The organism is Streptomyces sp. cf386 (assembly GCF_900103585.1).
GTDB lineage: Bacteria > Actinomycetota > Actinomycetes > Streptomycetales > Streptomycetaceae > Streptomyces.
On sequence record NZ_FNHV01000013.1, the window covers coordinates 1 to 13,313 of the forward strand.

Annotated in this window: 12 protein-coding genes and 1 pseudogene; 4 read left to right on the top strand and 9 right to left on the bottom strand. The window is 71.5% G+C overall.

From position 1 onward, the window contains the following. Nucleotides 1-372 (bottom strand): cbb3-type cytochrome c oxidase subunit I (locus tag BLU79_RS30090; protein WP_177001235.1); only part of this gene is annotated, 372 nt, incomplete at its 3' end. 105 nt (nucleotides 373-477) lie between these two features. Between BLU79_RS30090 and BLU79_RS30095 the strand changes: the two genes are divergently transcribed. Both BLU79_RS30095 and BLU79_RS30100 read left to right on the top strand, forming a co-directional pair. After that, nucleotides 478-1,011, top strand: a complete 534-nt coding sequence (locus BLU79_RS30095; protein ID WP_093909099.1) for an RNA polymerase sigma factor — start codon at nucleotides 478-480, stop codon at nucleotides 1,009-1,011. Further along, nucleotides 1,004-1,960, top strand: a complete 957-nt coding sequence (locus tag BLU79_RS30100; RefSeq protein WP_093909100.1) for a CU044_5270 family protein — start codon at nucleotides 1,004-1,006, stop codon at nucleotides 1,958-1,960. The genes BLU79_RS30095 and BLU79_RS30100 overlap by 8 nt, the downstream gene beginning before the upstream one ends. Here the strand turns inward: BLU79_RS30100 and BLU79_RS30105 are convergent. Continuing rightward, nucleotides 1,961-2,669, bottom strand: a pseudogene (locus tag BLU79_RS30105) (bifunctional 5,10-methylenetetrahydrofolate dehydrogenase/5,10-methenyltetrahydrofolate cyclohydrolase). Between the two features lie 293 nt (nucleotides 2,670-2,962). On the opposite strand from BLU79_RS30105, the gene BLU79_RS30110 reads away from it, so the two are divergent. After that, nucleotides 2,963-4,138 (top strand): alanine--tRNA ligase-related protein, encoded by a 1,176-nt coding sequence (locus BLU79_RS30110; RefSeq protein WP_093909101.1) that lies wholly within the window; start codon nucleotides 2,963-2,965, stop codon nucleotides 4,136-4,138. Between the two features lie 78 nt (nucleotides 4,139-4,216). On the opposite strand, the gene BLU79_RS30115 is transcribed toward BLU79_RS30110, so the two are convergent. Next, nucleotides 4,217-4,582, bottom strand: a complete 366-nt coding sequence (locus tag BLU79_RS30115; protein ID WP_093909320.1) for a nuclear transport factor 2 family protein — start codon at nucleotides 4,580-4,582, stop codon at nucleotides 4,217-4,219. Between the two features lie 172 nt (nucleotides 4,583-4,754). Between BLU79_RS30115 and BLU79_RS30120 the strand changes: the two genes are divergently transcribed. Further along, complete coding sequence (locus BLU79_RS30120; protein WP_093909102.1) at nucleotides 4,755-5,015, top strand: hypothetical protein; 261 nt, start codon at nucleotides 4,755-4,757, stop codon at nucleotides 5,013-5,015. Between the two features lie 74 nt (nucleotides 5,016-5,089). On the opposite strand, the gene BLU79_RS30125 is transcribed toward BLU79_RS30120, so the two are convergent. The 6 genes from BLU79_RS30125 to BLU79_RS30150 all read right to left on the bottom strand — a co-directional run bounded on the left by BLU79_RS30125 (nucleotide 5,090) and on the right by BLU79_RS30150 (nucleotide 13,292). After that, a complete protein-coding gene (locus tag BLU79_RS30125) occupies nucleotides 5,090-6,301 on the bottom strand; it encodes a type III PLP-dependent enzyme (protein ID WP_093909103.1) in 1,212 nt (403 codons plus the stop codon). Continuing rightward, nucleotides 6,298-8,115, bottom strand: a complete 1,818-nt coding sequence (locus BLU79_RS30130; RefSeq protein ID WP_256333512.1) for an IucA/IucC family protein — start codon at nucleotides 8,113-8,115, stop codon at nucleotides 6,298-6,300. The genes BLU79_RS30125 and BLU79_RS30130 overlap by 4 nt, the downstream gene beginning before the upstream one ends. Then, nucleotides 8,115-9,323, bottom strand: a complete 1,209-nt coding sequence (locus tag BLU79_RS30135) for an MFS transporter (protein WP_093909104.1) — start codon at nucleotides 9,321-9,323, stop codon at nucleotides 8,115-8,117. The genes BLU79_RS30130 and BLU79_RS30135 overlap by 1 nt, the downstream gene beginning before the upstream one ends. Further along, entirely contained in the window at nucleotides 9,320-11,011 is a 1,692-nt protein-coding gene (locus BLU79_RS30140) for an IucA/IucC family protein (protein WP_093909105.1), read from the bottom strand. The genes BLU79_RS30135 and BLU79_RS30140 overlap by 4 nt, the downstream gene beginning before the upstream one ends. Beyond that, complete coding sequence (locus BLU79_RS30145) at nucleotides 11,008-12,183, bottom strand: ATP-grasp domain-containing protein (RefSeq protein WP_093909106.1); 1,176 nt, start codon at nucleotides 12,181-12,183, stop codon at nucleotides 11,008-11,010. The genes BLU79_RS30140 and BLU79_RS30145 overlap by 4 nt, the downstream gene beginning before the upstream one ends. 86 nt (nucleotides 12,184-12,269) lie before the next feature. Continuing rightward, entirely contained in the window at nucleotides 12,270-13,292 is a 1,023-nt protein-coding gene (locus BLU79_RS30150) for an ABC transporter substrate-binding protein (protein ID WP_093909107.1), read from the bottom strand. Nucleotides 13,293-13,313 lie beyond the last annotated feature (21 nt).

Below are 13,313 nucleotides of genomic sequence, written 5' to 3' on the forward strand. Positions count from 1 at the left end.
CGGGGTGAGGAAGCCACCGACCGCGATGAGCGAGCCGAACAGGTACAGCCAGTAGGCGAACATGTTCAGCCGCGGGAACGCCACGTCCGGCGCGCCGATCTGCAGCGGCATGATCCAGTTCGCGAAGCCGGCGAACAGCGGCGTCGCGAACATCAGCAGCATGATCGTGCCGTGCATCGTGAACGCCTGGTTGAACTGCTCGTTCGACATGATCTGCAGACCGGGCCGGGCGAGCTCGGCGCGCATGAACAGCGCCATCACACCGCCGATGCAGAAGAACGCGAACGACGTGACCAGATAGAGCGTGCCGATCGTCTTGTGATCCGTGGTGGTCAGCCACTGGACCGCCTTGATGTCATTGATCCTCTTCACGCCCCGCCTGTGTCCGCGCGGCCTCCGGACGTCACACTCTGAGGAGGCGACAAGAATCACGGAAACGGGTGTGACGATCCGGCGAGTGCCGGACACGAACGGAACATGAGCAACGACGAGATCTTCGCCGCTGCCTATCGCGAGCACTACTGGGCGGTCAGCCGCTACGTCGCGCGGCGACTGGACGGGCGTACGAGTGAGGTCGAGGAAGTGGTGGCGGAGGTGTTCACCGTCGCCTGGCGGCGTCGGGACGACCTCCCGGCCACCCCGCTGCCCTGGCTGTACGGCGTGGCACGCAACTGCCTGGCGAACGCGGTGCGCGGCTTCGGACGCCGTCGGAGGCTGGTCGACCGCATGGGCAACGACGACGCCGCGCACGGCCGGCACATCGTGGAAAGCCCGGACGCGGAGGCGCCCGGATCCTGGGTGCACGAGGCACTGTCCCGGCTCTCCCCGGCCGACCAGGAGGTGCTGCGGCTGACGGCCTGGGAGGAACTCGGCGTCGAGGAACTGGCCATCGCACTCGGCTGCGGCACACGGGCCGCGTCGATGCGGCTGCACCGCGCCCGGCGCCGACTGAGAGCCGAGATCGACCGAGTGTGTCCCGCGACCGCACCCAAGGAACGAAACCATGGCTGACGAACTCGAACTGCTGCGCCGGGCCAACCCGGTACCGGTCGACGGCCCCCACTTCGGCGAGGGCCCGCTGGACCACAACGCCGAGCGCCACCTCGACCGGCTGATGCGGCAGCGGACGCCGCGCCGCCCGCGGCCGGCCTGGGGCCTGGCCGCCACGGCCGTCGTCGCCGCGCTCGTGTCGGCTCTGCTGTTCACCGGCCAGACGACCGCCCCGGCGGTGGCCGCGCCCCGCCCGCTGCTCGTGCAGGCCGACTCCACCCCCGTATCCCTGAAAACCCTGGCCGAACGGGCGCAGGCGGCCGCGGCCGACGGTTCGCCGAAGCTGCGCAAGGGCACGCACGTGCAGTCGTGGAGCATCGGCATGAGCGACAACAAGCCGCCGATCACGGTTCCCGAGGAGCGCATCGTGCGCTGGAACGCCGACGACAGTCACACGGAGATCGTCGTGGCGACCGACCCGCTCCACCCGGGCCGGCCGGTCCTCGGCGAGGAAGGGAAACTCGTGGAGGACGGCCATGTCCTCAGCGAGCAGACCTACCCGCCCAGTTGGAGTGACGCCCCGCCGCAGTCGCCGCCTCCGACCGACGTCGCGCGCCTGCGCGCCTACCTTCAGGAGGCCGCGTACAGCAAGACTCCGCTGAACACCCGCGAGCTCCTCGACGCCGTCGAGTCCCTGCTCGGCACCTGGACCCTCGGCGCCCGCGAGTCGGCGACGGTGGCGCGGCTCCTTGCGGAGACGGAGGGGCTTCGGCCGCTCGGGCAGGTCACGGACCGGCTCGGACGGCGTGGACTGGCGTACATGTACGACCGGCCCGGTGCCCGCAAGATGCTGATCATGGACCCGGCCACCGGCGCCGTACTCGGGCTGGAGACCACCTTCTCGAAGGCGGACCCGCAGTACGGCGTCAAGGCCGGCGACGTGATGTCGTACAGCGCCTGGATGCGCTGATCACGCCCCGAGCTGCCGGGCGGCGGTGCCCACGGTCTGCTCCAGCAGCGTGGCGATCGTCATCGGACCGACGCCGCCCGGCACCGGCGTGATGAGCGAGGCCCGCTCGACGGCCGAGCCGAAGTCGACGTCGCCGACGTTTCCGGGGTGGTACCCGGCGTCGATCACCACGGCGCCGGGCTTGAGGTCCTGCCCCTTGATCAGCCGAGGCCGCCCCACGGCCGCGACGACGATGCCCGCCTCCCGCACGGCCGCCGGCAGATCCGCTGTACGGGAGTGGCAGTACGTCACCGTCGCGTCCCGTGCGAGCAGCAGCATGCCGGCCGGCTTGCCGAGGATCGCGCTGCGGCCGGCGACCACGGCACGCCGGCCCGCCGGGTCGACGTCGTACTCGTCGAGCAGCCGCACGATCCCGCCGGGCGTGCAGGACACGAATCCCGGGAGCCCGAAGCTCATCGTGGCGTGGGATCGGCCGACAAGTCACCCAGGGTGCCGACCAGTTGCCCGGAGGTGGTGTCGGCGGGCAGCGGCACATGGCGGGACGTGATCCCGGCCTTGCGGCACCGGTTCTGCTTCATCCGGACGTACGTGACGGACGCGGGATCCTCGCCGACCAGTACGGTCGCGAGACAGGGTGCGGTCCGGTGCGTTCGGTGAGGTCGGCCGCGCGTTCGGCGGTCTCCTCGACGATGCGCCACCTCAGCGCCAGCCATCGCCCATGGCCACCCTGACCGAGGTTGTTCGAGTCGACGGAGACGGTTCGGGGCTCGGCCCCGGAGAAATCCGGGCGACGGTCCCGGGTGCCCCCTGTTACCGTCGCTTGCATGAAGGTCATCAGGCATACCCACGCCGCAGCCGCGCGAGCGACCAGCTCCCCGGCTGCCGACGCCTGATCCCACTCCTCCCGGCGGCCGGAAACGGACCGTCGGTGTGTGCCTTCCCTTCGTGGCTGAAGCTGTCCCGCGGTTCTTTCCGGTCCCCACGACCCGAAGGAACCCCGCGATGAACACCGAGCAGATCGTCCGCACCTTCACCGACTTCTTCCGTGAACGCGGACACGAGCAGGTCACCGGCAGCACCCTCCTGCCGCCGCCCTCCGACCCGGTGCTGTTCACCACCTCGGGCATGCACCCGCTCACCCCCTACCTGGAAGGCCGCCGCCCGCATCCACAGGGGCGGCGCCTGGTCAACGTCCAGCGCTGTCTGCGCACCAGTGACCTCGACGAGGTCGGCGATCCGACCCATCTGACGATGTTCGAGATGCTCGGCTCCTGGTCCTTGGGCGACTACGGCCATTCACAGAGCCTGCGTTGGGGCTACGAGCTGCTGCGCGACGGCTTCGGTGTCCCGCCGGAGCGGATGCACGTCACCGTCTTCGGGGGCGACGACGAGGTCGGCCCCGACACCGAATCGCTCGACACCTGGCGGGAGTTGGGGCTGCCCGTCGAGCCGACCCGGGACGAGAACTGGTGGTCCCACGGACCCGTCGGCCTCTGCGGCCCCGATTCGGAGATCTTCCTGTGGACCGGCGACCCGGGCACCCCACCGCAGGGCACCCCCACCACCGACCCCAGGTGGGTCGAGGTCTGGAACCACGTGAGCATGCGCTACCGGCGGCTCGACGACGGCGGCCTCCAGCCCCTCCAACAGCCCAGTGTCGACACGGGTATGGGACTGGAGCGACTCGTGACGGTTCTGCAGGGCCACGACTCCGTGTACGACAGCGACCTGTTCGAGCCCTGGACGAGGCTGCTTCCGCCGCTGTGGAATCTGGACGGACCGTCGACCCGCCTCGTCTGTGACCACCTGCGGTCCGGCATCGTCGTCATCGGCGACGGCGTACGGCCCTCCAACACCGGACGCGGCTACGTCCTGCGTCGGCTGATCCGCCGTGCCCTCACCACTCTGTGGCGCGACGACCCCTCGCGCACCCTCTCCGACCTGCCCGAGGAGGTCCTGAGCCACACGCTGGACCACTTCCGCCAGTCCTGCGGAACAGGTCCGGTGCGCGAGGTACTGCTGGACGAGGAACGGCGGTTCGGCAGGCTCCTGGAGCGAGGGCGTCGGGTGCTCGGCAGGCCGGAGTTCGAGGGCCCGTTGAGCGACGACGACTACCGCTACCTCCATGACACCCACGGACTGCCGCGCGACCTCGTCACGACGCTGAGGACTCCCTGACCATGGAGAAGGTCCAGGTCGGCCGACAGCTGATCTGGACCTTCGACCGGCTCCCTTCCCGCTCGTGCCGTACCTCGACTACTCGTCCCACGCCTCGATCAAGATCTGGCGGGAAATCTTGCCGTCGCGCAGCGTGATCATCGACTCGGACAGGACACGCACCCCGTCCGCGTACTCGCAGGACTCGCTGTAGGCGGCGCGGTCCCCCTGGATGACGCATCCCTCCAGCTTGTGCGTCATGTCGCGGCTGTAGACGTCGCCGAGCATCGCGGCGATCTCGTTACGGCCGTGCAGCACCTTGGGGTGGCTGGGCTGGGCGTTGCGGTTCACGACGCGCAGCTCCGCGTCGTCCGCGTACAGGGAAAGAAGAGTGTCCGGGGTCTGTCCTTCTATGCCCCGGCGCAGTGTTTCGGTATCGAACGTGGGGAATGCTGCGGTGCCCATGGTGACCTCCTCCGAGGCCCGCGGCATGACGAGGGACGGCTGCGAGGGCCTCTCCTCCGAGACTCCTCCGCCCCGCCGGACTCGGCAAGCGCGCCCGGAGCGCGCTGGGCCTGACGGGTGAGCCCCGGGGGGCGGCCGTGTCCGGCGGCGGGCCGCCCGCGTTGCTGAAAGCATGATCTCAACACGACGTATCGCAGCCGCCGTTGGTCTGGCCGTCGGCATCACCGGGCTCGCCGCTCCGCTCGCGAACGCGCACCCCGTGGACACCCGCAACGCCGGCACCCCGCTGAACCCGATCACCACGCTCGACTCGCTCGCCACGACCGGCATCCCCGCCCAGCACCAGAACCGCGTCCCGCGGGTCTCCCAGCAGCTGGGCCACCTCGACCGCATCAACGCCCTGAACCCCGCGCAACTGGGCCACCTCCGCTAGGTCGCCGACACACTGAAAGGGCCGCCCGGATCGTGCCGGGCGGCCCTTCGTGTGTGCCGAGAGTGAGGTGACCGCTACTCGGCGGTGTCGGCCGGTGCCGACAGGAAGTGGAAGCCCGGCCTGGGATGCATCAGGAAGTCGTGGTGGGAGATGTTCCACGCATAGGCACCCGCCATTGAGAACAGCACCCGGTCGCCGGCCCGGAGCCCGGCCGCGGGCACCCTGCGGGCCAGCACGTCCTTCGGTGTGCACAGCTGACCGGCCAGCGTGATCCGGTCGCCGTCCGCCGCGGGCCGTGGCCAGGGGTGGGGCCAGGCGTCGACCGGCAGCACGGAACAGGGCTGGTCGTGGCCCTTCGTCGCCGGGGTTCGCAGATGGTGTGTGCCGCCCCGCACGACGGCGAACTCCTCGCCGTGGCTGTGCTTCACGTCCAGTACCTCGGTGGCGTACCAGCCGCAGTACGCCGTGAGCGCCCGGCCCGGCTCGATGCGCAGGGTCAGCCCCGGGTGCGCCTCGGTCAGGCGGGCGAGCCCGCGGCCGTACGCGCCCCAGTCGAAGCGGCGCTGCGGTTCGCCGTAGTCGACGTGCATACCGCCGCCGACGTTCACCTCGGCGAGGGGGACACCCAGGCCATTGGCCCAGGACACGATCGACTCCGCCACCGCGACCTGCTCGGCCGCCTCCAACCCGCTGGCCAAGTGGGCGTGGATGCCGCGCAGTTCGAGCTGCGGATACGTCCCGTCCGTGAGGGCGCGCACGAGCTCTACGGCCTGTGCCGGATCCGTCCCGAACGGCGTCGGACGACCCCCCATCGCCAGCGAGCTGCCCGCCAACGACCCGTCGGCCACCGGCAGGTTGACCCGCGGCAGCACCGCCACCCGCCGACCGGGCGCGTGCGCACGCGCCAACTCGGCCAGCATGCGCAGCTCGTACGCGCTCTCCACGTGGAAGCGTTCGACCCCCGTCTCCAGCGCGGCCGTCACCTCGTCCGGCGTCTTGCCGGGACCGCCGAAGGCGAGCGGGCGGCCCGGCACCGCCTTGGCGACGTGGGCGAGTTCGCCGCCCGAGGAGACCTCGTACCCGTCGACGTACGGGCCCAGCGCCGCGAGGATCTCCGGCTCCGGGTTGGCCTTCGCGGCGTAGTACAACTCGACCCGCTCGGGCAACGCGTCCCGCACGGCGGCGGCGTGGCCCTGCAGGGCGGCCAAGTCGTAGAGGTACGCGGGGAGGTCGGTGGCCGGCAGGGACAGAGCCCGGTCGCGGACCACGGGTGTCGGCTCGGTCATCGGGTACCCCCGGTCGTGTCACGCGGGGCGGTGGCCCTCGTCGCGTCGCCCAGGACGTCCTCGGCGAGCGGGGACGGCAGCCGGACGTAGCCGGCCTCGCGGTCGGCCTTGCGCTCCCAGCGGGTGAGCAGGTTGGCCTTGGCGGGCAGCGGCACGCCGGCCAGCAGGGCCGCCATGCGCGGCGGGCAGCCGAACTTCTCGGCGTACGCGTCGAGCGTGGCCCGCACCCGTGCCCAGAGCGCGGCCTCCGCCCCCGGGTGCAGGTCGGCGAGGGCGGCGAGCAGCTCGGCGACATGGTTGACCAGCAGGCAGTAGATGACGCGGTCCCAGCCGCGCTGGGCGTCGTACGTCATCGGGGCGGCGACCTCGGGCGGCAGCGCGGCGAGCGTGTCCGCGTGGTGGTCGGGGACCAGCTTGGTGCCCTCCAGGTCGCGGAAGAGGACCTGGGCGGGCCGGCCGTCGCCGTCGACGCAGATCAGGACGTTCTGGAGATGGGGTTCGAGCACCAGGCCGTGGTCGAAGTACGCGGCGAGGACGGGTGGCAGGAGGAGGTCGAGATACGCCGACCACCAGTCGAGGGCCGCCCGCTCGTCGGCGCCGTCGAGGAGTCGTGAGATGTGCGCGGCGCCGGTGGGGTACTCGTCGGCTACTGAGGCAGCCAGCAGGGGAGTGGTGCCCGGCGCGAGTCGCTGCGGCAGGCCCTCGCGGACGATGACGCCGAAGCCCTCGAACAGTGCGCGGTCCGGCGTCCCGTCCGGGCCGGGGAGCGCGAGGGTGCGGTAGGCGGGCTCGCGGAGGACCGCGCTGCCGGGGAAGCGGTCGGCCAGGTCGGCGAGGGCCGGGGCCAGGACGCGGGTGAGGGCGACGGCTCCCGAGAGCTCGTAACTGCTGTTCTTGCGCAGGCAGTTGGTGATCCGCACATTCAGGCTGAACTTCAGGAAGCTCTCGCCGTCGTACAGGGTGCGTACCGACGCGGTCGCGGCGAAGGGCTGCCCGCCGGGGCCGAGGTCGACCACGTCGCCGCGGTCGAGGGCGGCGCGGAGCAATGGGTGCCCGCTCAGCGTCTCGTACTGCCAGGGGTGGGCGGGCAGCAGGCGGTAGCCCTCCGGGACGTCCGTGCGCTGCCGGTCCAGCGGGGCGACGGCCGAGGCGTCGGCGTACTCCTCGGCGATCAGGTCGGCGCGCACGGCGAGGTGCCGCAGCGGGAAGGAGGCCCCGACCTCCGGGGCGTAGGCGGACCAGGCGCGCGGATCGCCGGTGCGGGCCTTGGGCGTGGGGTGGAAGCGGTGGCCGAAGAGGAGGGACTGCTCGGAGGCGAGGTAGGCGGAGAGCCGGTTGTCAGAGGAGGAGTACGAGGCGGAGGCCGAGGGACCTCGCGTGGTGGCCAGCGTGGTCGCCACGGCCTCGTGGCTGGAAGCGATCTGCTCCAGGAACTCCTCGTTGCGCACGCCCGTACGCAGCGCCAGCTCGTCGTGCGTGTACTCCGCGAGGCGCCGCCAGTCCACCTCGGTCCAGTCGCCGTCGCGCTGTTCGCTCACCGGGCCGGTGAACCGGTGCGCGCCGAGCAGTGAGGTACGGCGCAGGGCGACCCGCAGCAGCACCCCGCGGCGGGGCAGGCGCAGCAGCAGACGGCCGTCGGTGACCACGGTCTGGTGCTCGGGGCCGGACACCTCGCGCAGCAGACAGTTGAGGAGGGTGTGGGCCACTGCCTCGTCGGCGGTGGGCAGGTGGGTGCGGGCGACAGGGTTACCGCCCTGCTCAAGCGGAGTCGAGAGCTTGGGGGCGCTGCCGAGCGAGTCGGTCAGGGAGGGCATCAGCTGCTCCGGCGGGTGCGGTGGTTCGGTGAGGGGAGGAGACGGGGGAGAAGCGTGGCGAGGACGGTGAGGGCGGCAGCGGCGCCGCCGATCAGCACGGGTGCGGCCGGTCCGAAGCGGGCAGTGCCCGCCGCGGCGGCCAGACCGGCGGCGACCGCGCCGGCCTTGGAGAAGAACTCGAGCGCTCCGAACATGCCGCCCGGCGCACGGCCCTTGGCGCAGTCGGCCGCCAGCACCGACAGACTCACCAGACCGAGGGTGAGCCCCGCGCCCAGCAGCAGTCGTACGGCGATCAGCGAGGTCAGCGAACCGGCGACCCCGTGCCCGGCGAGCCCGAGCGCGATACAGGCGAAGCCGAGCGCGATCCCGGCCAGCGGACGGTCCCGGAACACGGCGTGCACCGCCAGCGCCGACACCAGATAGACCAGGTGGGGCAGGGCGAAGAGCACACCGGACAGCCCCGGTGAGGTCCCCGGTATTCGGTCCTCGACGAGCGCGATCAGGTAGGGGAAGGAGATGACCGTGGAGAAGACGAAGGCGAACTCCAGGGCGTACAGCGCCTTCAGCGAGACCAGCGGAGCCGCCTCGTCCACCGTCTCCGGCCTGCTCTGCGTCTGCTCGACGGGCTCCGGCTCGGGCAGCGCGGCGAGCAGCAGGGCGGCCGTCAACGGCAGTACGGCGAGCAGCGCGTACTGCCGGTGCGGGGACAGCCAGCCCGACAGCGAACCGACCACGATCGGGGCGACGACCAGGGCCGCCCGCGCGCTCCCCTGCATCAGGGTGAGCGCCTTGGAGAGCGCGGGGCCCTCCAGCGCGGCGCCCAGGTAGCCGTTGGACGCGGCGAACGTGCCGCCCAGGATGCCCTGCAGCACCAGAGCCACCGTGAAGGTCGCCATCGAGTCCGCCCAGCCCGCGAGCAGGAAGGACACCGCGAGCCCCAACTGGGCGCGCAGCAGCAGCCGTTTACGGCCGAACCGGTCCGCGAGCCGCCCCCACAGCGGGGCGCCGAGCGCGCCGAACACGGTCGGCACGATGTAGAGCACGCCCGCCCAGCGGGCCTGGTGGTCGCCCAGCTCCGGCAGGATCTGGGTGAGATACGGCGGCAGCCCGAGCGCCGCGAACGACGCCACGAAGTAGCAGCCGGCCACCGCCTGCACATGTCCGCGCCCGAAGCCGGATCGCGGCAGGCGCAGAGCCTGCGCGCTCATGCCGGACCACCGCCGGGCAGCAGATAGTTGGGGCCGGTCGTGTAGTGCTTGTTGATGTCGGCGGCGCCCGAGCGCTCCTTGGACAGCAGCGTCCCGGCCGTCACCATCGCCTTCACCGGCAGCGACGGCGCGTCCAGTACGCGGGCGCGCAGGACGGCACCGGCGTCGCCGCCGAGCCGGTCCACGGCCTCCGTCAGCCGGGTGCGTACGAGATCCAGCAGCGCCTCGCGATGCTGGGGCAGCCCGAACGCGTAGGACCCCGCACACAGATGGACGGTGATGGTCGCGAACACGTCGGCCACGGGCGCGTCGTCCGTACCGAAGATCCGCGCGTCGTCGAAGTCCCAGGGCCCGGGGAGTACGGCGTTCAGCCGCTCGGAGTTGATGCGCGGCCCGTCGTTGTCCTTGAACAGCAGCCGCAACCCGCCGCCCGGCCGCAGCACCACCGAGACGTTCTGCTGGTGCGACTCCAGCGCGATGCCGTACCCGAACAGCGTGGTCTGCCAGTCGAACAGCAGCGTCAGGAGGGCGTCCAGCAGGGCGAGCGGATCGCCGCCGTAGAAGCGGTCGGCGAGGTGATCGACGACCGGCCGTCCGTCGGGTGCCTCCGCGAGGAGGGCCGCCAGCGGAACCACCGTCGAGTCGTCGAGCCCGGCAGGGTAGCGGCGGCACAGGACCGCCAGCAGCTCATGACCGGCATGTGCGTACGTCGTCTCGTCCGCGTGCAGGATCGTGTCCCGGAAACGGGGCTCACGGGCGATCACCGCCTCCAGCAGCCGCTGCCCCACCGCGCCGTCGACCAGCGTGCCGGGCTTGACGGTCCGCTTGTTGCGCAGGCCCAACGTGGCTGTCGCCAGCGGGAGTTTGAGGTGCAGCGACGGATCCGCGACCGTGGCGACGGTGCGCATCGACAGGGTCGGGACGACATCGAGGTGGGCACGGTCGGCGAGCACCGCGCCGTCCGGGAGGCGCGCGTCCGACAGGGCTTCGACGGTCAACGGGTGTACGGGCAGGGCGAAATGAGTCTCCTGCACCTCGGGCAGACCGAGCGTCGTCGGCGTGGGCCAGCTGCCGGGGAGCGCGCCGGTCTGGGTGACCGCCTCCCGGGGGAGGGCGATCCACCGCAGCGCGAAACGAGGGTGGAACTCCGGGGCATACGCGCGCAGTTGCTCCTCCGACAGCCCGGAGCGCCCGCGCGCGGTCGGGTAGACGGGATGGTCGAGGCGGGCGGCGAGCGTGTCGTACACCAGACTTCCGCCGACGCCGGCCCCGGGTTCGAGCCGCGCCAGCACCTCCGTCCGCGTCGCCGCGTGCAGCCGTGTCGTGGCCAGCGTCTGCCGGCACTCCTCGGCGAAGGCGTCGAAGCCGCCCCGGTCGACGGGCTCGGCGAGTTCACGCAGGGCGCCGAGCACGGCGTCGTACGACGTCAGCTCGGCGCCGTCCGCCTCGCGCATCAGGAGCGGCAGCCGGGCGGCGTACGCGCACTGGTAGCCGTCCTCCTCGACGGGCAGCAGCAGGGCGTCGCCCTCGGGTGTGGGAAGCCTCAGCCAGTCACCGTCCGCCCAGTGCAGGAGTGCGCCGCGCGTGCGCAGCCCGACCACGTCCTCGCGCAGCAGGGCGCTCAGCACGCGGGTGAGCAGTTCCGCCTCACAGGTGTCCGGCGTGGTCGGGGCGGTCGCGGCGGTCACGGCTGGATCTCCCAGTGCCGCTCGGCCAGGAAGTCCGCCACCGCCCGGTCGACCGTCGGCTGATCCGTGCCGGTGGCCCGCAGGACGCCGAGGTAGTCCCGGTTGGTCATGTACAGCTCGTGCCGCTCGCCGACCGAGCGCAGCGGACGGTACGTCAGACGCACACCGTCTACGTCGAGGTCTGTGGCCTCGGGGGCGCCCACCAGGACACCGGCCCGGTCGGCGCACGGGTACTCCAGGCGGGCCGCGCCGTCGCGGCGGGCGCCCAGGCCGGCCGGGAGCGGCTCGCCGAGGTGGGTGCGCAGGATGTGCTCGAAGAGCGGGATGCCGAGCAGCCGGGCCAGCAGCAGGTCGCACTGGTCCCCGATGGCCCGGTAGTTGACCTCGATGACACGCGCCCGCCCCTCGTGCACCACGAACTCGGTGTGACAGGCACCGAACCCGACACCCAGCGCGTCCAGTTGCGCCAGGACCTGCGCGACGACCGGCTCGGGGTGGGCGGGGACGAAGGTGAGGCGTTCCTCGATGAAGTACGGCGGTGGCGACAGCTCGGTGTGGAAGCCGCCCAGCACATGGCGGGTGTGCCCGTCGCCGAGGGTCTCCAGGGTGAACAGGTCGCCGGGGAGGTACTCCTCGACGACCAGGACGGTGCCCGGGCGGCGGTCGAGGATCGCCTTGGTGTGCGTCACCAACTCCTCCGGGCCGTGGACGAGGACGACGTCCTCGCTGGCCACGCCCTCGCGCGGCTTGACCACACAGGGGTACGGCGTGTCGTCGGGAGCGACCGGTTCGGTCAGCTCTGCCGACCGGACCGTGTCGAGGCCGGCCGAGGCGAGGCGGCGGCGCATCTCGGCCTTGTCCTTGCAGCGCAGGGTGGCCCGCCAGTCCTTGCCGGGGAGGTCGAAGTAGGCGGCGGCCAGGGCGGCCTGGGTCTGGAGGTGGTCGCTGTTGGTGAAGACGGCGTCGGGGCGGTGGTGCGTGGAGATCCGGGTGATCACGGCCCGGTGGTCACGGACGTCGCACTCCAGGACCTCGATCTCCGGGTAGGCGCGGCGGTGGGCGTCGGGCTGGTCGGTGAGGACGGTGACGTCCAGGCCGAGACGGGCGGCGGCGGGCAGAAAGCCCTCGGTGACGGAGTCGGTCGGGTTGAGGGCGAGCAGGTACAGGCGCATGGCAGAGCAACAACTTCCGCTAGCGGGTGGGGGGTTGGGGCGGGCCACGCGTCGAAGAGGCGTGGCCCGCCCCGGAACAGCGGTGGTTACTTCGCCGGGAGCCCGACGCCGGTTGCCTTCGCCACGTCCTTGAGCATCTCCTCGGCGGCCTGAACGCCGATGCCGGACATCCAGGTCTCGTCCGGGACCTCGAAGACCTTGCCGTCCTTGACGGCCGGGAGGCTCTTCCACACCGGGTTGGAGACGACCTGCGCCTTCTGCGTCTTGTCCTCGGCGTCGGCGGCGGTCACGAAGATCAGGTCGGCGTCGGCTTGGTCGATCTCCTCGGGGCTGACGTCCTTCATCGTGACCTCGGGGTCGCTGGAGACCTGCGACTTCGGGCGCTGGAATCCGATGTCGTCCAGGACGACACCGCTGTAGGAGTTGGACTGGTACAGACGGGTCGGACCGGCGATGAAGCGGACCACGGACGCGGTCGGCATGGTGCCGCCGTCCTTCTTCTTGATGGCCGCGCCGAGCGCCTTGGCCTGCGTCTCGTAATCCTTCAGCTTGGCCGCGGCCTCCTTCTCCAGGCCCAGCGCCTCGGCGTGGACCTTGAGGTTCTCCTTCCAGACACCGCCGGTGGTCTCGGTGAACACGGTCGGGGCGATCGCGCTGAGCTTGTCGTAGACCTTCTCGTGGCGGACCTTGGAGGACAGGATCAGGTCGGGCTTGAGAGAGGCGATCTTCTCCAGGTTCGGCTCCAGGAGCGGGCCGACGTCGACGGTGTCCTTCAACTCACCGTCCAGGTACGTCGGGAACCCGCCCGAAGTCTTGAAGTGCGGGGCGACCGCGCCGACCGGGTCGATGCCGAGCAGGGTGACGTCGTCCAGCTCACCGGTGTCGAGGACGACGACCCGCTTCGGCTGGGACGGGATCTTGACGTCGCCCATCACGGTCTTCAGGGTGCGGGGGAAGGCGGCCGACGAGGCGCCGGAGGCCTTCGCCGTGTCGGCCTCGTCGGAGGAGCTGTCGCTGCCGCAGGCGGCCAGCACGGCCGTACCGAGCAGGACGGAGAGCAGCACGGCGAGGAGCCGGCCGATTCCGCGCAGGGGAGAGCGCATGAGCATGGGGACTTTCTGTTAGTGGTT

What these genes read in the sequence shown, in the direction of transcription:
- BLU79_RS30100 (WP_093909100.1), top strand. Translation starts at nt 1,004, where the DNA reads ATGGCTGACGAACTCGAACTGCTGCGCCGGGCCAACCCGGTACCGGTC.
- BLU79_RS30145 (WP_093909106.1), bottom strand. Translation starts at nt 12,183, where the DNA reads ATGCGCCTGTACCTGCTCGCCCTCAACCCGACCGACTCCGTCACCGAG.
- BLU79_RS30150 (WP_093909107.1), bottom strand. Translation starts at nt 13,292, where the DNA reads ATGCTCATGCGCTCTCCCCTGCGCGGAATCGGCCGGCTCCTCGCCGTG.
- BLU79_RS30135 (WP_093909104.1), bottom strand. Translation starts at nt 9,323, where the DNA reads ATGAGCGCGCAGGCTCTGCGCCTGCCGCGATCCGGCTTCGGGCGCGGA.
- BLU79_RS30095 (WP_093909099.1), top strand. Translation starts at nt 478, where the DNA reads ATGAGCAACGACGAGATCTTCGCCGCTGCCTATCGCGAGCACTACTGG.
- BLU79_RS30130 (WP_256333512.1), bottom strand. Translation starts at nt 8,115, where the DNA reads ATGCCCTCCCTGACCGACTCGCTCGGCAGCGCCCCCAAGCTCTCGACT.
- BLU79_RS30110 (WP_093909101.1), top strand. Translation starts at nt 2,963, where the DNA reads ATGAACACCGAGCAGATCGTCCGCACCTTCACCGACTTCTTCCGTGAA.
- BLU79_RS30120 (WP_093909102.1), top strand. Translation starts at nt 4,755, where the DNA reads ATGATCTCAACACGACGTATCGCAGCCGCCGTTGGTCTGGCCGTCGGC.
- BLU79_RS30115 (WP_093909320.1), bottom strand. Translation starts at nt 4,582, where the DNA reads ATGGGCACCGCAGCATTCCCCACGTTCGATACCGAAACACTGCGCCGG.
- BLU79_RS30125 (WP_093909103.1), bottom strand. Translation starts at nt 6,301, where the DNA reads ATGACCGAGCCGACACCCGTGGTCCGCGACCGGGCTCTGTCCCTGCCG.